Source organism: Cellulosimicrobium sp. XJ-DQ-B-000, from assembly GCF_031119065.1.
Lineage (GTDB): Bacteria > Actinomycetota > Actinomycetes > Actinomycetales > Cellulomonadaceae > Cellulosimicrobium > Cellulosimicrobium funkei.
Genome location: NZ_JAVHYN010000006.1, coordinates 149,818 through 167,392 on the forward strand (window position 1 = coordinate 149,818; position 17,575 = coordinate 167,392).

The 17,575-nt window shown below is 76.8% G+C and carries 15 protein-coding genes; 7 read left to right on the forward strand and 8 right to left on the reverse strand.

Going from position 1 to position 17,575, the window contains the following annotated elements:
- Positions 1–23 precede the first annotated feature (23 nt).
- Positions 24–1,376 carry an acyltransferase gene (locus tag RDI86_RS11515; RefSeq protein WP_308821435.1) on the forward strand — a complete coding sequence of 451 codons (1,353 nt, stop codon included), beginning with the start codon at positions 24–26 and terminating at the stop codon, positions 1,374–1,376.
- Here RDI86_RS11515 and RDI86_RS11520 read toward each other — a convergent pair.
- Positions 1,349–2,167, reverse strand: a complete 819-nt coding sequence (locus RDI86_RS11520) for an RDD family protein (protein WP_034654446.1) — start codon at positions 2,165–2,167, stop codon at positions 1,349–1,351. The genes RDI86_RS11515 and RDI86_RS11520 overlap by 28 nt on opposite strands.
- Before the next feature lie 86 nt (positions 2,168–2,253).
- Here RDI86_RS11520 and RDI86_RS11525 point away from each other — a divergent pair, with 86 nt between their 5' ends.
- Positions 2,254–3,243 (forward strand): stage II sporulation protein M, encoded by a 990-nt coding sequence (locus RDI86_RS11525; RefSeq protein ID WP_168945123.1) that lies wholly within the window; start codon positions 2,254–2,256, stop codon positions 3,241–3,243.
- Positions 3,244–3,254: 11 nt separating this feature from the next.
- On the opposite strand, the gene RDI86_RS11530 is transcribed toward RDI86_RS11525, so the two are convergent.
- The 7 genes from RDI86_RS11530 to RDI86_RS11560 all read right to left on the reverse strand — a co-directional run bounded on the left by RDI86_RS11530 (position 3,255) and on the right by RDI86_RS11560 (position 10,951).
- Positions 3,255–4,565, reverse strand: a complete 1,311-nt coding sequence (locus RDI86_RS11530) for a winged helix DNA-binding domain-containing protein (protein WP_308821436.1) — start codon at positions 4,563–4,565, stop codon at positions 3,255–3,257.
- Between the two features lie 7 nt (positions 4,566–4,572).
- Positions 4,573–4,695, reverse strand: coding sequence for a hypothetical protein (locus RDI86_RS11535; RefSeq protein ID WP_255179365.1), 123 nt, complete (start codon positions 4,693–4,695; stop codon positions 4,573–4,575).
- 483 nt (positions 4,696–5,178) lie between these two features.
- Complete coding sequence (locus RDI86_RS11540; protein ID WP_308821437.1) at positions 5,179–6,471, reverse strand: DUF58 domain-containing protein; 1,293 nt, start codon at positions 6,469–6,471, stop codon at positions 5,179–5,181.
- Positions 6,472–6,481: 10 nt separating this feature from the next.
- Positions 6,482–7,456, reverse strand: coding sequence for a MoxR family ATPase (locus RDI86_RS11545; RefSeq protein WP_034656053.1), 975 nt, complete (start codon positions 7,454–7,456; stop codon positions 6,482–6,484).
- 197 nt (positions 7,457–7,653) lie between these two features.
- Positions 7,654–8,910, reverse strand: coding sequence for a DUF4350 domain-containing protein (locus tag RDI86_RS11550; protein ID WP_244550488.1), 1,257 nt, complete (start codon positions 8,908–8,910; stop codon positions 7,654–7,656).
- On the reverse strand, positions 8,907–9,569 hold the full coding sequence (locus RDI86_RS11555; RefSeq protein ID WP_308821438.1) for a DUF4129 domain-containing protein: 663 nt from the start codon (positions 9,567–9,569) through the stop codon (positions 8,907–8,909). Before RDI86_RS11555 ends, RDI86_RS11550 begins: the two co-directional genes overlap by 4 nt.
- Positions 9,566–10,951, reverse strand: coding sequence for a hypothetical protein (locus tag RDI86_RS11560; RefSeq protein ID WP_308821439.1), 1,386 nt, complete (start codon positions 10,949–10,951; stop codon positions 9,566–9,568). Before RDI86_RS11560 ends, RDI86_RS11555 begins: the two co-directional genes overlap by 4 nt.
- Positions 10,952–11,155: 204 nt before the next feature.
- Between RDI86_RS11560 and mtrA the strand changes: the two genes are divergently transcribed.
- The 5 genes from mtrA to hpf all read left to right on the forward strand — a co-directional run bounded on the left by mtrA (position 11,156) and on the right by hpf (position 17,400).
- The gene (gene mtrA, locus RDI86_RS11565; RefSeq protein WP_308821440.1) at positions 11,156–11,839 is read left to right on the forward strand and encodes an MtrAB system response regulator MtrA; all 684 of its coding nucleotides are present in this window, start codon (positions 11,156–11,158) and stop codon (positions 11,837–11,839) included.
- Positions 11,836–13,677, forward strand: coding sequence for an MtrAB system histidine kinase MtrB (mtrB, locus tag RDI86_RS11570; RefSeq protein WP_308821441.1), 1,842 nt, complete (start codon positions 11,836–11,838; stop codon positions 13,675–13,677). Before mtrA ends, mtrB begins: the two co-directional genes overlap by 4 nt.
- The gene (locus tag RDI86_RS11575) at positions 13,674–15,434 is read left to right on the forward strand and encodes an LpqB family beta-propeller domain-containing protein (RefSeq protein ID WP_308821442.1); all 1,761 of its coding nucleotides are present in this window, start codon (positions 13,674–13,676) and stop codon (positions 15,432–15,434) included. The genes mtrB and RDI86_RS11575 overlap by 4 nt, the downstream gene beginning before the upstream one ends.
- Positions 15,435–15,579: 145 nt before the next feature.
- Positions 15,580–16,476 carry a ComF family protein gene (locus RDI86_RS11580; RefSeq protein ID WP_308821443.1) on the forward strand — a complete coding sequence of 299 codons (897 nt, stop codon included), beginning with the start codon at positions 15,580–15,582 and terminating at the stop codon, positions 16,474–16,476.
- A 270-nt stretch (positions 16,477–16,746) separates the two neighbouring features.
- Positions 16,747–17,400: a ribosome hibernation-promoting factor, HPF/YfiA family gene (gene hpf / locus RDI86_RS11585; protein WP_076405955.1), complete on the forward strand. Its 654-nt coding sequence runs from the start codon at positions 16,747–16,749 to the stop codon at positions 17,398–17,400.
- Positions 17,401–17,575: the final 175 nt, after the last annotated feature.

A 17,575-nucleotide genomic window follows, 5' to 3' on the forward strand; every position in this document is an offset into this window, starting at 1 on the left:
GCCCGCCGACCGAGGAGCATCCCGTGGCCGTCCTGTCGCCACCCCCCGCCCGACCCCGCGCGTCGTCGCACGTCCTCCCGGCCTCGCGCCGGACCCGCGACGGCGGCCCGCCGGCCCCGCGCCCGGACCGGCCCGGCGCGGCGGCCGCGGCGGGCGAGGGACCGCGTCGCCCGTCGCGCGACGTGTTCGTCGACGCCGTGCGCGCCGTCGCGACCCTGAGCGTCCTCACGGTGCACTGGCTCATGGCGGACGCGACGTGGGACGGCGAGCAGCTCCGGATCGGGAACGCCCTCGCGCACGGCGCCGGGTGGGCCGTGACGTGGGTGCTCCAGGTGCTCGCCCTGCTGTTCTTCGCGGCGGGCGCCTCGGCGGCGTACGGGCTGCGGCGTGCCGGCAGCACCGGCGGGACCGCCGCCCGGGGCCGGGTCGCGACCCGCCCGAGCGTCGCCGCCGACCTGGCCGACGGCGTCCGCCTCGCGGGCGCCCGGCTGCCGCGCCTGCTGCGGCCGGTGGCCGTCTTCGTCGGGGCGTGGGTGGTCGCCGTCGGCGTCCTGCTGGCCGTCGGGCTCCCGGCCGACGCCGTCCGCTCGCTCGCGACGCTGGCGCCGCAGCTCCTGTGGTTCCTCGCGGTCTACCTCGGTCTCGTCGTCCTCACGCCGCTCCTGCGTCGCGCGCTGCACGCCGCCGGAACGTGGGCCGTCGCCGGGCTCGCCGCGGCCCCGCTCGCGGTCGAGGCCCTGCGGTTCGGCGCCGGGCTCGAGCGGCTCGCGCTCGTCAACGTGGTGCTCGTGTGGGCCGTGCCCTACGCGGTCGGGCTCCTCTATGCCGACGCCCGCTCGGGCCTGCGGGTCGTGCGCCGGGGCCGCATCGTCCCCGTCGCCGTCGTGCCGCGGCCCCGCGTGCTCGTGGCCGTCGGCCTCGCCGCGGCGGCCCTCGCCGCCCTGCTCGTCGCCGTCGGGCCCTACCCGGTCTCGCTCATCGGCATGCCGGGCGACGCGATGTCCAACCTCGGGCCGCCGACCGCGCCCGTCGTGCTGCACGCCGTCGCGCTCGTCGCGCTCGCGCTCGCCGCGCGGGGACCGCTCGTGCGCTGGGCCGACGGCCGGGGGCGGTCCGTCGTCCGCGGTCTCGCGCGACGCTCGATGACCGTGTACCTGTGGCACCTCACCGCGATGGTGGTCGTGGTCGGGGTCGTCCTCGTGGTGCTCGGGCAGGAGCTCCCGGCCGTGGGCGGCGCCGACTGGTGGGCGAGCCGGCCCGTGTGGTTCGGCGCGTTCGCCCTCGTGCTCGTCGGGATCGCGCGCGCCGTCGGGCGGTTCGAGGACGCCCCGACGGGGCGCCGCGCGCGTCAGCGCGTCGGGTCGGGCACCGAGTAGGGGAGCCGGTGGAGCAGCTCGGCCTGCTCGCGCGCGGCGGCCTGCGCGCGGTGGGCCGTCGCGCGGTCCCGGTCGCGGCGTTCGGTGAGCACGGCGAGCAGAAACGTCTCGGGGTGGGTGCCGGGCGGCGGGCCCGGAGCGACGTACCGCTCCACCTGCCCCGCGAGCTCCTGGCCGAGCCGCGCGCGCGACGCCGGGTGCAGGCGGTCGGCGCGCCCGAGGAACTGCCGGGCGGCCAGCGCGAGGCCGTCCGGCAGCCGCCGCATGTCGGCGTGCGCGGCCCACGCGGCGAGGTAGGGCGGCATCGCGAGCGGGGCGAGCGTCGGTCGCCCGCCCCGCACCCGGATCGCGTACGTACCCGCCGCCATGTCGCCGAGCCGCTTGCCCTTGTCGTTCGTCAGCGACGCGACGAGCGCGACCGAGCCGAACGTCAGCCAGATCTCGCCGACCCCGACGAGCGCCCGCAGGAACGCGTGCCGGAACCGGACCGGGCCGCCGTCGTCGCGCACGACCCGGATGCCGAGCGCGAGCTTGCCGAGCGAGCGGCCGCGCGAGAGCGTCTCGACCGTCGTCGGGATGACGACCATGACGAGGACCGAGAACGCGATGAGGATCGCGGTGACCAGGTCGAGCTCGAGCGAGCCCAGCGAGGCGCCGAGCACGAAGAGCGTCGCGACGAAGAACACGAGCACGACGAGCAGGTCGAGCGCGAGCGCCAGCCCGCGCGTCACGAACGACGCCGGTCGCGCGTCCAGGACCACGCCCTCGCCGATCACGATGCCCTCGCGCACGCCCGCTCCCGTCCTCGCCGTCGCGGGTCCTGCCCGCCGGTCGGTCGGCGCACCGGCGGCACGCCCCGTGTGGCAGGGTATCGGTCGTGGACCTCGACGCCTTCACCGACGTGCACGGCGCGGAGTGGGACCGCCTCGACGCGCTCGTCCGCCGCCGCACGCTCGACGGCGCGGAGGCCGACGAGCTCGTCCGGCTCTACCAGTCCGTCGCGACGCACCTGTCGACCGTGCGCTCCGTCGCGCCGGACCCGGTGCTCATCTCGCGCCTGTCCGTGCTCCTCGGGCGCGCCCGCACGCGCATCGCGGGGGCGCACGAACCCGCGTGGCGCGACGTCGTGCGGTTCCTCACGGTGTCCCTCCCGGCCGCGCTCTACCGGATCCGGTGGTGGTCGGTCGGCGTGACCGCCGCGTGCCTCCTCGTCGCGCTCGTCGCGGGCGTCTGGGTCGCGACCACGCCCGAGGGCCTCGCCTCCATGGGCCCGCCCAGCGTCCAGGAGGAGTACGTGAACGGCGCGTTCGCGTCCTACTACGACCCGGGCGTCGACTTCGCCGCCGTCGTGTGGACGAACAACGCGCGGATCGCGGCCTTCTGCGTGGGCCTCGGGATCACGGGGGTGTTCCCCGTGTGGGTCCTGTTCCAGAACGCGGTCGGCATCGGCTCGATCGGCGGCATGATGGCCGCGCACGGCGAGCTCGCGCTCTTCCTCCAGCTCATCGCGCCGCACGGGCTGCTCGAGCTCATGTCGATCTTCGTCGCCGGCGCCGCCGGGCTGCGGATCTTCTGGGCGTGGATCGACCCCGGGCCCCTGCCGCGCTCGCGCGCCCTCGCGCAGGAGGGCCGGGCGCTCGTCACCGTCGCGATCGGCCTCGCGATCGCGCTCGCGGTCTCCGGCGTCATCGAGGGGTTCGTCACCGGGTCGGAGCTGCCGTGGTGGCTCAAGATCGTGATCGGGGCGGTCGCGCTCGCGGCGTTCTGGGTCTACACGATCGTGCTCGGTCGCCGCGCGGTCCGGGCCGGGGAGACGGGCGACCTCACGGCCGACCACGCGGGCGACACCGCGCCCGTCGCGGCCTGACCCCCGACGCCTCAGCCGTCGACGACGACGCGCGCCCGCGCGTCCGGCCACCCGCACCGCACCCAGTCCTCGGCGCGCGCGACGACCTCGTCGCGCACCGCGGGGTCGCGCAGTCGGTCGGCGAGGCTCGGTGCCTCGCCGCCGGACGCGCCGGGGCCGCTCCGTGCGCGCAGGGGTCGCACCTCGACGTGCACGACGACGTCCGTCCCGTCGGCCGGGCGCGCCCCGTCGGCCGGTTCCGTCGCTCGGGCGCTAGGGGTGTTCGCGGTCGCTGCTCGGGCGCTGCGCGCCGCCGGTGCCGCCGGGCGGGCCGTCCAGGCGCCCGCGACGCGGCCGTCGACGAGGACCGCCGCCGCGACCTGACCGTTGACGCTCACGACGCTCGTGACCGGCAGGTCCCCGAGGACGCGCGTGCGGTCGTCGTGGGACAGGAGCAGGTTGTCGAAGTCGCCCGCGAGGACCACGGGCACGGGCTCGTCGCCCGGCGGGCGCGGCGCGTCGGGCAGGTCGAGGAGCTCGGTGCCGGCCGGGCCGGTGAACGTCACGAGCTCCGGTCGCAGCACGTCGACCGCGGCGCGCAGCCGGGTCAGGCCCGCCCAGCGCTGCGCGTCGGCCACCGACGCCGGGCCGAACGCCGCGAGGTACCGCCGCACGAGCCGCACGCGCGCCGCGAGCGTCGCGTCCGGGTCCGTGCCGTGCGCGACGGCGTCGAGGGCGTCGTCGGACCGCCCGAGCCAGGCCTGCGCCGTCGTCCAGGTGGTCGTCGTGCCCGTGCCGCTCGCGCCCCACAGGCCGCGGGGCGGGACCTGCACGAGCGGGAGCAGGCAGCGCGCCGCGTACGCGAGGTGCTTCGGGTCGACGTCGGGCCAGCGCTCCGCGAGGCGCCGCCCCAGCTCGACCGACGTCAGCGGGTCCGCGAGCAGGTCGCGCGCCGCGCGCTCGAGGTCGTCGAGGTCGACATGGGCGAGCGCCGTCCCGTGCTGGTTCCGCGACCGCAGGTAGGTCGCCAGACCGGGGCGGGCGAGCGCCGTCAGCTCGAGCGCGTCGTCGGCCGCGACGAGGTGCACCGTGCCGCGCAGCGTCGCGACGCGCACCACCTGGCGGTCGAGCAGGCGGTCGCCCAGGTCGTCCGGCGCGAAGCCCGCCAGGCGCGACCAGAGCGCCGGGTACGGCGACGACGGGACCTGCGACTGCAGGCCGACGAGGTGGCGCACCTCGTCCAGCACGGTCGCGTCGCGCGGGGCCGCGAGGTGCTGGCGCGCGAGCAGCGCCCGGTTGAGGTCGTCGTGGCTCAGCCGCGGCCCGAACCGCTCGTCGGCCATCGGCCCGTCAGGACAGGACGATCGCGAGCGCCGGGACGAGGAACGTCGCGAGCAGCGCCACCACGACGATGATCGCGACGCGACGGTTGCGCCGGACGCGCTGCCGGGGGTCGGTCGGCTGCCAGGCCACGGGAGTCTCCTGAGGTCGGGATGGACGTGCTGGACGACCCTACCTCCCGCCCCTGACGGTCGAGGGAGAGGGCCCCGGAACCACCTCCCGCGAGGTAGAGGCCTGGTCTCCCGAGGTAGAGCCGTAGTTCCGCGACGTAGAGGCGTGGTTGCGTGAGGTAGAGCGGTGGTTTGCGCGAGGTAGAGGCGTGGTCGCCCGGGGTGGCCTGCCCACGCTCGTGGGCACGACGACGTCGGCCCACCCCGGACGGGTTGCGCGCCGACCGGATGGTCGTGGCGCCCGACCGGGCGCTCCAGGTGGCCCGGCGCCGCAGACGGAGCCGGGATCCCTGCTCGGCGAACCCGGGGAACCTCAACTCGTGAGACCAGGCCTCTACCTCGCGCGGCCTCGGCTCTACCTCGTGGGACCGGGCCTCTACCTCGTGCGACCGCGGCTCTACCTCGCGCGACCACCGGCTCCGGCTCGGTGGCCTCCGGCGGGGGCTCAGAGGCGGCCGGCCGCCTTGAGCGCGAGATAGGTGTCGGCGAGCCGGGGGGCGAGGTCGTCGGGGAGGGCGTCGACGACCTCGACGCCGCGCTGGCGCAGGACCGTCGTCACGGCGGCGCGCTCGATCTCGCCGCGCGCGGCGGCCGCGGCGTCGTACACCTCGGCGGTCCCTGTGCGGTCGCCGCGCAGGGCGGCGACCTCCGGGTCGCCCGCCGCGGCGAGCACGACCTGGTGCTTGGCCGTGAGCTGCCCGACGACGGGCAGCAGGCCGGACTCGACGGCGGCGGCGTCGAGCGTCGACAGGAGCACGACGAGCGCGCGCTGCGACAGGCGCTCGTGGACGGTGCCGACGAGGCCGGGCCAGTCGGTCTCGAGGAGCGCGGGCTCGAGCGGCGCGAGGGCGTCCGCCATGGCGGGCATGAGGCGCGGCCCGGCGGCCCCTGCGACGCGCGAGCGCACGGTGCGGTCGTACGCGACGAGCTCGACGCGGTCCCCGGCGCGCCCCGCAAGAGCGGCGAGCAGCAGCGCCGCCTCGATGCTCGCGTCGAGGCGCGGCGCGTCCCCGACGCGCGCCGCCGACGTGCGGGACGTGTCGACGACGATGAGCACGCGGCGGTCGCGCTCGGGCCGCCACGTGCGCACGACCACGTCCCGGCCGCGCGCCGACGCGCGCCAGTCGATCGAGCGGACGTCGTCGCCGAGCACGTACTCGCGCAGCGAGTCGAACTCGGTGCCCTCGCCGCGCACCTGCACCGCGGCGCGCCCGTCCATCTCGCGCAGGCGCGCGAGGCGGCTCGGGAGGTGGCGTCGCGACGCGAACTCGGGGAGCACGCGCAGCCGCCCGGGCACGGGGATCGACGCCTGGCGCGCGGCGAGCCGCAGCGGGCCGAACGAGCGGATCGTCACGCGGTCCGCGACGCGCTCGCCGCGGCGCGTCGGGACGAGCACGGTCGTCACGCGCGTCGCCTCGCCGGGCGGCAGGTCGACGGCGTGCCGGTTGACCTGCGTCCCCGCGGACGGCGGCCACGCGTCGCGCACGAGCGCGCGCAACCGCCGCGGGGCGAGGTTCGTCAGCGTGAGCCGGGACGCCGTCGCGTCGGTGAGCCGCACGGAGCCCGCGACGCGCCGCTCGATCGCGACGCGCCGCGGGGACGCCGCGAGGGCCGCGTCGAGCGCGCACAGCGCGACGACGAGCAGCGTCCACACGAGCACCGTCCCCGGCACGGGGACGAGCAGCACGGGGACGATCCCGAGCGCCGCCAGCACGACGGCGCGCCACGTCAGGGCCACGAGCGACGCCTCAGCGGGGGACGGGGACGGACGCGAGCACGGTGTCCAGCACGCTCTCGGCCGTCACGCCCTCCAGCTCGGCCTCGGGCCGCAGCTGCACGCGGTGGCGCAGCGTGGGGTGCGCGAGCGCCTTGACGTCGTCCGGCGTCACGTAGGAGCGGCCCGAGAGCCACGCCCACGCGCGCGACGTGGCGAGCAGCGCCGTCGCACCGCGCGGGGACACGCCGAGGGACAGCGAGGGGGAGTGGCGCGTCGCGCGGCACACGTCGACGGCGTAGCCGAGCACCTCGCGCGCGACCTGGACGCGCGCGACCTCCGCGCGGGCGCGGTCGAGCACGTCGCGCCCGGCGACGGCGCGCACCCCGGCGCCCGCGAGGTCGCGCGGGTTGAAGCCGGCGGCGTGCCGTGCGAGCACCTCGACCTCCTGCTCGCGCTCCGGCAGCGGCAGCACGACCTTGAGCAGGAAGCGGTCGAGCTGCGCCTCGGGCAGCGGGTACGTGCCCTCGTACTCGACGGGGTTCTGCGTCGCGATGACGAGGAAGGGGTCGGGCAGCGGGCGCGGCGTCCCGTCGACCGAGACCTGCCGCTCCTCCATGGCCTCCAGGAGCGACGCCTGGGTCTTGGGGGGTGTGCGGTTGATCTCGTCGGCGAGCAGCAGGTTCGTGAAGACCGGCCCCTCGCGGAACGAGAACTCGGCGGTCCGCGCGTCGTACACGAGCGAGCCCGTGACGTCGCCGGGCATGAGGTCGGGCGTGAACTGCACGCGCTTCGTGCCGAGGTCGAGCGACGCGGCGAGCGTGCGCACGAGCAGCGTCTTGGCGACGCCGGGCACGCCCTCGAGCAGCACGTGGCCCTTGCAGAGCAGCGCGATGAGCAGGCTCGTCACGGCGCCGTCCTGCCCGACGACGGCCTTGCCGACCTCGCTGCGGACGGCGGCGAGCGCCTGCCGCAGCTCGGGCGACGGCGCGGGCGGGGCGTCATGCACCGGTGCGGGGGTCGCGGTCGGGGTCGGCGCGGCGGGCGCGTGGCCCTGGCCGTACGGCGTCTGCGGGGCGGGTGCCTGCGGTCCGGGCCGGTGCGCGGGCTGGCCGGCGGCCGCGCTCACGCGGTCGGCGACGCCCGGGTCCTGGGCGGGCGGCGCGTAGCGGTCGGGCTGCGGCACGGAGCCGTCGGGGTGGTGCGTCACGAGTGGTAGACCTCGCTCTCGATCCGGTCAAGGTGACGCGCGAGCTCGAGCAGCGCCGCGTCGTCGGCGGGTGGTGGTCCGTACAGGAGCTGGGCGACCTGGTCGCCCGGCCGACCCGTCGCGCGGGCGACGGCGTCGACGACGGTGGGGGCGTCGGCCGAGCGGGGCAGGCCGAGGCGGTGCGCGAGACGGTCGGCGGCGCTCGCGCGCAGCCCTGCGGCGGCGTGGCCGCGCGCCCCGGCGCGTCGGTAGAGGCGGCCGCGGCCGCGCGTCGTCTCGGCGGCGCGCACGATCACCGGCAGGTCCTCCGTGACGAGGGGGCCCAGCCGGCGGCCGCGCCACAGCACGACCACGAGCAGCACGACGAGCGCCTGCAGGGCGACGACGCCGAACCACGGCGGCAGGGACAGCCCGGGGGTCGTGCTCCCGTCGTCGGCGAGCGACGTGTCGAACGGGTCGGGCACGAGCCACACGAGACGGTCGTGCGCGCCGAGCGTCCAGAGCGCGAGCGCGGCGTTGCCGTCCTCGGTGACCGAGTCGTTGCGCAGGACTGCGGGCGTGTCCACCGCGCGCACCGTGCGCCCGTCGGCCTCGTGCACGAGGTAGGCGCCCAGGGACGGGTCGTCGGGGGAGGGGAAGCAGAGGACGGTCGCGTCGTCGAGCGCGACGAAGCCGACGCCGTCGGAGCGGATCGAGCCCGCGGCCTGCGCGGCCGGGTCCGCGCAGCGCGCCGGTCGTGCCGATCCGCCGGAGCCCCAGTCGTACGCGAGCTCCGTGCCGCCGTCGGTCGCGGCGGCGAGCAGGTGGTCGGGCGGCGCGACGAGCACGAGGTCCGCGGGGGTCCCGACGAGCGCTTCCACCTGCTCGTCGAGCAGGTAGTCGCCCTGCGCGACGAGGAGCGTGCCGCCCTCCTCGGCGGCGCGCACCGCGTCGGCGACCGTGCGCACGTAGGTGACCTGCACGCCCTGGTCGCCCAGCACCTGCGCGACCGCGCGCGCCCCGGCGGGGCCCGGGTTGTCGGGTGCGAGCGGCGTGGCCGACGTCGCGGGCCGCGCGAGCGCCGTCAGCCCGGCGAGCAGCAGCAGCGCGCCGACGACGGCGACGGGCCAGCGCGCCCGGCGCCAGCGGCTGCGGGCCCGCGAGCGGGCGGTCGTGCCGTCGCCGACGACGGGCACGTAGGCCGTCGTCACGGCTCGCGGGTCGCCCGACGCGCCCGCGGAGGGCGGTGCGGAGGACGTCGTCGGGGCGCTCATGCGCCGTCACCGGGCGCGGACGCGGCGAGCTCCGCACGGAGCGCGGGGCGCGTCGCGAGCGTCCGCTCGTCGAGCGCGCGCAGGAAGGCGTCCGCCTCCGGGCCGACGGTCACGGCGCCGTACGCGACGTCGTCGAACAGGTGCGCGCCGCGCTCGAGCCCGTCCGCGACGTCGGGCAGGCGCTCGCCCGCCGTCCGTGCGGCCTCCCACGCGGTCCGTCCGGGACGCGGGTCGAGGACCGCGCGCTCCTCCAGCGAGCGCACGACGCCGCGGAAGCGTTCGAGCGCGGCGGTCGCCCAGTCGGCGCGCGCCGCGGCGGCGTCGGCCGCGGCCCGCATCTCGGCCGCGGTGCGCGCGTCGTCGTCGAGCACGACCACCGAGGCGTTCGCCCGGCGCGACAGGCGCACCGGACCGGCGACCCAGTAGGCCACCGCCGCGACCACGGCGACCGCCACGACGACGACCACCGCCGTCAGCGGGCCGCCGAGGTCGAGCGTGGGCGCGCCGTCGAACAGTCCCTGGAGCCACTCGAGGAACCGCTGCAGGAGCGACGGGTCCGTGCGGTACTCCGGCCTGGCGAGCTCGCCGACGAGCCACCGCCGGGCCTCGTCGGCGCCGGGCTGCACGGGCACGTCGGCCGCGAGCGACCGGACGGTCATGCGGGCGGCTGCTCGCTCGCCGCCGCGGCGAGCTCGACGTCCAGGCCCTCGCGGCGCATGCGCACGTCGATGTAGAGCAGGGCGACGATGCAGCCCAGGAAGACCGAGGTGAGGATCATCGAGAGCGCGACGCCGATCGCCTGCACGAGGTGGTACAGGAAGGTCTGGCCCGCCATGAGCAGGAACGACGCGGCGAGGCTCGCGGGGTACGCGACGATGCCGGAGACGAAGCTCATCGCCACGAGGGCGAGCAGGTAGATGCCGAACAGCCGCCAGAAGCTGCCGCGGGTGAGCAGCCACGCCCGCTTGACGGTCCGCCAGAACGGCTGCCCCTCCAGCGCCAGGGCGGGAGGCACGAGGCCGGTCCGCGTCCCGACCCAGACGAGGAGGACGGGCCAGGCGAGCAGGGCGACGACGATGAGGAACGCGCCGAGCCCCTCGGAGACCGCGAAGCCCGCGACGACGAGGAGCGTGGCCAGGCCGAGCGCCACGGACGCGGCCAGGCCGGTCAGCAGGGGGAAGGCGATGAGGAACCACGTGCGCCGTCCGACCTGGGACCAGACCTCGCCGACGCCGGCCTTGCGCCCGATCGCGGACTGGCCGACGGAGACCGTGAGGAGACCCGCGATGATCGGCGCGGCGAAGAACGTGGTCACCTGGATGCCGAGGGAGCTCGCGAGCGTCGTGGCGAAGCTCTCGTCGAAGCCGGGGAAGGTGGCCTCGTCCAGCACGACGTCGAAGTACTGGGCGACGTAGCCGGAGAACGCCCAGCCGAGGAAGGTGCCGAGCAGCGTCGCCACCACGACGACGAGCGCGCTCATGCCGAGCACGACCCGGGGGTTGTGGCGGATCGCGCCGAACGCGCCGTCGAAGATCTCGCCGAGCGACAGCGGGCGCAGCGGGATGATGCCGGGCTTCGCCGCGGCCGGCGCGTAGGGCGCGCCCGCGAGGCCGGGCGGCGGGCCGTAGCCCGGTGCGCCGTACTGCTGCTGCCCGTACTGGCCCTGCCCGAACTGCTGCTGGCCGTAACCGGGCTGCTGGCCGTAACCCGGCTGCTGGCCGTATCCGGGCTGCTGACCGTAGCCGGGCTGGCCGTACCCCGGCTGTCCCGGAGCGGCGCCGGGCGCACCCCACGCGCCGGGTGCGGGCGGCTGGTCCGTCGGCGGGTGCTGACCGGGCTCCTGGCCGGGCGCGTACTGGCCGTACCGCGGCTGGGGCGCCGGCGAGCCGGGCGCACCGTAGCCGGGGGCGCCGTACGAGGGCGCACCCCAGCCGCTCGCGTCGCCGCCCGGACCGGGCGCGGCGGGCGGCGTGGGGCCGGTGGTCGCCGTCGGGTCGGGCGTGGCACCGTCCGGCGTGCCGGAGGTGTCGGGTGTGCTCATGTGCTCGTGGTCCCCCGCGGTCGGCTCGGGCGTCGGTCCAGGCCGCCGGGCGAGGATCGGCAACGGCGGCGAGGCCACCCTAGTACGCGGCCCTGCGCGGCGGCCGACCGGGCTCGCGCCGCCGGGTGCGCCCGTCCGCGGGTTCACCCTCGCCGCGGGGCCCGGCCGCCCCGACGTCGGGCCCGTCGATGGCAAGATGTCCGCATGAAGGTTCGTGTGCTCGTGGTGGACGACGACACCGCCCTGGCCGAGATGATCGGCATCGTCCTGCGCTCCGAGGGCTTCGAACCGGTGTTCTGCGCGGACGGCGACCTCGCGCTCGAGACGTTCCGCACCACGCAGCCGGACCTGGTCCTGCTCGACCTCATGCTCCCGGGCAAGGACGGCACGGAGGTGTGCCGCCTCATCCGGGCGGAGTCGGGCGTCCCGATCATCATGCTCACCGCGAAAAGCGACACGGTCGACGTCGTGCTCGGCCTCGAGTCGGGTGCCGACGACTACATCTCCAAGCCGTTCAAGCCCAAGGAGCTCGTCGCCCGCATCCGGGCGCGCCTGCGCCGCACCGAGGAGCCCGCACCCGAGCACCTGTCCATCGGCGACGTCGAGATCGACGTCACGGGGCACCGCGTCTCGCGCGGCGGCGAGCAGGTGTCCCTGACCCCGCTCGAGTTCGACCTCCTCGTCGCGCTCGCGCGCAAGCCGTGGCAGGTCTTCACGCGCGAGGTGCTCCTCGAGAAGGTCTGGGGCTACCGGCACGCGGCGGACACGCGGCTCGTCAACGTCCACGTGCAGCGCCTGCGCTCGAAGATCGAGCACGACCCGGAGAACCCGGAGATCGTCCTCACGGTGCGCGGCGTCGGCTACAAGGCGGGCGCGTCCCGCACGTGAGCACGACGGCCGGCTCCGCCGACGGGTGCGGGCGAGGGCTCTGGCGCCGCGTCCGGCGCCGGGCGCGCGCGACCGTCCGCCGGGTGGTGTGGCGCTGGCGCTCGTCGATGCAGCTGCGCGTCGTCACGTCGGCGCTCGTCGTCGGCGTGCTGACCGTCGGGGCGCTCGGCGCCTACCTCACCGACGCCATGCGCGACGGCCTCTACGAGCGGCGCGCCGCCGAGCTCGACCAGGAGAGCGCCCAGTCCACGCAGCAGGCGCGCCGCACGCTCGACGCGTCGCCCGCGTCGACGCCGACCGAGGCCCAGTCGCTCCTCTTCGACCTCTTCTCCATGCTCCAGACCACCGGGTCGTCGCGCGACGTCTTCCTCTGGCAGTCCGGCGGGTCAGGCACGGTCGGCTTCCTCGACCAGTCGACCGACCAGCAGCTCGACGGCCTCGTGTCGCCCGAGATGCGCGCGGCGACCGTGGCGGCGGACGGCGAGCAGTACCTCCAGTCGGTGGCGATCCCGGTCGACCCGGCGCACCCGGAGTCGTCGGGGGTGGTGCCCGGCATCGTCGTGGGCTCGACCGTCGAGGTGCCGGTCGCGGGCACGTACGAGCTCTACTACCTCTACGACCTCGAGGCCGACCAGGAGACGCTGCGCTTCCTCCAGTCGGTCCTGCTCGTCGGGGCGCTCGTGCTGCTCGCCCTGCTCGTCGGCATCACGGCGCTCGTCACGCGCCAGGCGGTGCTCCCGGTGCGCCAGGCCGCGAGCGTCGCGGAGCGGCTCGCGGACGGCCGGCTCGACGAGCGGCTCCCGGTCAAGGGGCACGACGAGATGGCGTCCCTCGCGCACTCGTTCAACGAGATGGCGCAGAGCCTCCAGGAGCAGATCGGGCGCATGGAGGAGCTGTCGATGCTCCAGCGCCGGTTCGTCTCGGACGTGTCCCACGAGCTGCGCACGCCGCTCACCACGATCCGCATGGCCTCCGAGGTGCTGCACGCGTCGCGCGAGGACTTCGACCCGGTCTCGCGGCGCTCGACCGAGCTCCTGCAGGCACAGCTCGACCGGTTCGAGGACCTGCTCGCCGACCTGCTCGAGATCAGCCGGTTCGACGCCGGCGCCGCGGTCCTCGACGCCGAGCGGCGCGACCTGCGCGACGTGGTGAACGCCGCCGTCGACCACGCCGCCCCGCTCGCCGAGCGCAAGGGCGTGTGGCTGTCGGTCCACCTCGGCGACGAGCCCGTCACGGCCGACATCGACCCGCGGCGCGTCGAGCGCATCGTGCGCAACCTCGTCGTCAACGCGATCGAGCACGCCGAGGAGCGGCCGGTCGAGATCACGGTCGACGGCGACGGGCACGCCGTCGCGGTGACGGTCCGCGACCACGGGGTCGGGATGACGACCGACGAGGTCCAGCACGTGTTCGACCGCTTCTGGCGTGCGGACCCGGCTCGCGCCCGCACGACCGGCGGCACGGGCCTCGGGCTCGCGATCTCCCTGGAGGACGCGCACCTGCACGGCGGGTGGCTCGAGGCGTGGGGCCGCCCCGGCCGGGGCGCGAGCTTCCGGCTCACGCTCCCGCGGCGCGCCGGGATCCGTCTCCAGTCGTCCCCCCTGCCGCTCGTCTCCGAGGCGGCCACCGGCCGCGGGCTGCCCGCCGAGTGGAGCGTGCGGACGCCGGTCGTCGAGGACGTCGAGGGCACGGCGGGCCCCGCCGACCTGCCGTCCGTCACGGGCGGCATCCCCGTCGTCATCCCGCGCGACCACGCGCCCCAGCCCGGCCGGGCGACGGTGCCCGGCTCCGGCGGCGGTCCGACCGCCGGCCCCGACGACGTCCAGGAGGGGCGATGACCACGACGGGGACCGTGCGGCGTCCGACCGCGGGGCAGGCGGACCTGCGGCGCCGGGTCGGGCGCGCGCTCGCCGCCGGGCTCGCGGCCGTGGGGGTCGCCGCCCTCGCGGCGTGCGCCTCGATCCCCACGTCCGGGCCCGTCGTCGAGGGCGAGGCCACGCCGGAGGACCCGGGCCAGCCGTTCGTCAGCGCCGCCTCGCCCCGCCGCGACGCCTCGCCGGACCAGATCGTCCGCGGCTTCCTGGCCGCCCAGGCCCAGGGCGCGCGCGGCTCGTTCGACGTCGCGTCCGAGTTCCTCACGCGCGACGCGCAGGACGACTGGTCGCCCGTCTCCCAGGTCGCGATCCTCGAGGACGTGCCGCAGCTCGAGGTCGACGAGGCCGCGATCGAGGGCGGCACGACGACGGTCCGCGCCACCGCCGACGTCGTGGGCACCGTCGACGAGCGCGGCGTCTACACGGAGCAGGCGCCCGGCCGCACCACCGAGGTCTCCTACGGCCTCGTCCGCGACGCCGACGACCAGTGGCGCATCGACGTGGTCGACGACGGGCTGACGATCACGGCCACCAACTTCGCGCGCACCTTCAAGCAGGCCAACCTCTACTTCCCGACCCTCGACCGGGCCTACCTCGTGCCCGACGCCCGCTGGTTCCCGAGCCGGAACTGGCAGGCGCTCGCGGTCCGCGAGACGCTGCGCGGACCGGCGGACTGGCTCGCAGGGTCCGTCGCGACGGTCGCGCCCGAGGGCACCTCGCTGAGCATCGACTCCGTGCCGCCGGTGGAGGGCAGGGTCGCGGTGCCCCTCACCGACCCGGTGACCGCGGCGTCGCCGGCCGACCGCGCGATGCTCATCGCGCAGCTCCAGGCCTCGCTCGGCGTGCCCGTCGACATCACGGTGGGCGTCGGCGGCTCGGAGCTCTCGGCCGACGACGTCCCGACCATCGGCGTCGCCACCACGCCCGACGAGCCGGTCGTGCTCTCGGGCGACCAGATCATGAGCCTGGAGGGGCGCACGACGCGCGCGGTGACGTCGACCGCCCCGCTCGCCGGGCTCCAGCCCACCGCGCTCGCGTTCCGCGGCCGGGCCGACGACGCCACGTACGTCGTGCGGGACGGTGCCGGGCGGCTCGTCACGGCGCCGACGGCCGAGGCCGGGCCCGTCACGCTCCTCACCGGGACGAGCCTCGTCGCGCCGTCGATCGACCGGTTCCAGTACGTGTGGAGCGGCCCGCAGGTGCAGGCAGGGTCGTTGCAGGTCGTGGACCTGCGGGAGGCCGGCAGCGACGCCGCGGTCTCCGAGGTGGCCGCGCCGTGGCTCGACGGGCGCACCGTGATGTCGCTGCGGGTCGCGCCCGACGGCGCCCGGGTGGCCGTCGTCAGCGACTCGGGCTCCGGGGCGCAGGTCCACGTCGCGGGCATCGTCCGTGACGAGGCCGGCCGGCCGACCCAGCTCTCCGCACCGGTCCGGGTCGGGCAGCCGATCGCCGCCGCGACGCAGGTGACGTGGGCCGACCGCACGCTTCTCGGGGTCCTCGGCCGGGCGTCCGGGGAGTCCGAGGTCGTCGTCCAGCGGGTGCCCGTCGGGGGACCGACGGTCGCCGCCTCGCCCGTCGAGGGCGCCGTCTCGCTCGCGTCGGCCACGGGCGTCGGCACCACGCTCGTCGGGACGAGCGACAGCAGCCTGTACGCCGCGGGCACGTCGAGCCTCTGGACCAAGATCGCCACCGAGGTCCGGCTGCCCACGTATCCCGGCTGAGGCGCCGCGCGCCCGGCGGCGCGCGGCGCGCCGGGCGACCACAGGCCCCCGGACGGCGCGGGTCGGGAGCCAGCGGCGCGTGCGTCGTCCACAGGTGGCCGGTTCGCCGGTGCCGGACGCCCGCGCCACCGGGCACGCTGGCCCGGTGCTCCTCGCCGCCCTCGACGACGTCGCCCGCCTCGTCCTGCCCGTCGCGTGCCCCGGCTGCGACGCGCCCGACGTCCGGTGGTGCGAACCCTGCCTCGCGCCGCTGCGCGCCCCGCTCCGGCGGCGCGAACGTGGGGCGCCCCGCCTCGACCGGCTCGACGGCGTCGCGCCCCTGCCGGTGTGGGCGCCGGCGGCGTACACGGGGCCCGTGCGCGGCGTCGTCGTCGCCTGGAAGGACCGCGGCCGGGCGGACCTCGACCGGCCGCTCGCGGACGCCGCGTGGCGCGCGGGCACCGCGCTGGGGCCGGTGCTCGGAGCCGTGCTCGGGCCGGGGCGCGGCCCCGCGCTCGGTCCCACGCTCGGGTCCGGGTTCGGGGCGGTGCGGGGGGAGGGGTCCCGGGGTGGCCCGGTGCTCGTCGTCCCGGCACCGACGACGCGGGCCGCGCGTCGCGCCCGCGGGCGCGACCCCGTCGCTCTGCTCGCGCGTGCGGTCGCCGCCGGCCTCGACACCTCGGGGACCCCCGCCCGGAGCGCCGCGCTCCTCGTGCACCGCGGGCGCGCCCGGGACCAGGTCGGGCTCGGCTCGCGGGCGCGCGGGGCCCGTCTCGGCACGGTCGCCGTCGCCCCCGGGAAACTTCTCGGGGCCGGTGCCGGAAGGCTCGTCGGACCGTCCGCCGGAGCGCGTCGAGGACCGCCCGGGCGGCGCCCGTCGACCGGCGCGCCGGCACCGGTCGTGGCGTGCCTCCTCGTCGACGACGTCGTCACCACGGGAGCGACCCTCGCCGCGTGCGAGAGGGCGCTGACCAGCGCCGGCGCTCTCGTGCTGGGCGCCGTCGCGCTCGCCGCGACCCCGTCGCCGGGCGAACGACGGCGGTCCGCCGGGCAGCCTCCGTGAGGTGCGCGCCGCGGGGGCCGAAGGTCCCCTCGTTCACCTCCCGTTGGTGCTGCCGACACCCCGGACCGGGGGTTAGGCTGAGGGCCAGTCGCCGCGGACGACGGACGTGCAGGACACGTGCGCCGCCGCGCGAGCGTACCGAGCGCGCGGCCCTGCGCCGCAAGGAGGTGGTAGCCCACCGCACCCGGCAGCGGGTGCTCCTACCGAATCCGAACGAGGCGCCCGGACGCACCGGGCCGGGCGTCGCACTAGATCCTCGCGGAGGCTCACATGGAGATCGTCGTCGTCGGCAGGCACACGGAAGTGGCAGACCGCTTCCGCCGGCACGTGGAGGACAAGCTCGCCAAGGTCCAGCAGCTCGCGCCCACGGCGCAGCGCGTGGACGTCGAGGTCACCCACGAGAACAACCCGAGGCTCTCGGGGGTCCGCGAACGCGTCGAGCTCACCGTGCGGGCCAAGGGACCCGTCGTCCGCGCCGAGGCCGCGGCCGACGACCGGTTCGGCGCCCTCGACCTCGCGATGGACAAGCTCGCGGAACGGCTGCGCCGCGCCCGCGACCGTCGCAAGGACCACCGCAACCACACCGTCGTGCCGCCCGTCGACGTGCGTCCCTACGACCCGGCCACGCACGAGGCACCCCCGCCGCCGGCGCCGACCGCGCCGACCACGCCCGGGGAGGCCGTCGAGACGACGCTCGGCGACTCGCCCGTCGTCATCCGGCAGAAGCTGCACACGGCGGAGCCCATGACGGTGGACGACGCGCTGTACGAGATGGAGATGGTCGGCCACGACTTCTTCCTCTTCGTCGACATCGAGACGTCGCGCCCGTCCGTCGCCTACCGCCGCCGCGGCTGGACGTACGGCGTCGTCGCGCTCGACACGTCCTGCGACTGCGCCGACGCCACGGTCGAGAAGAGCGCCTGACCGCACCCGACGCGCCCGGACCCTCGAGGGTCCGGGCGCGTCGTGCTGTCCGGACCCGTCGCCCGCTGACCGACCCCGCCGCCCGCCGCGCGCCGCCCGCCGCCCGCTGCCCGCTGCCCGCCGCCCGCCGTCCGCCGCCGACCAGGCGATCCCGGTCGGCCGAGCAGGTGGTCGT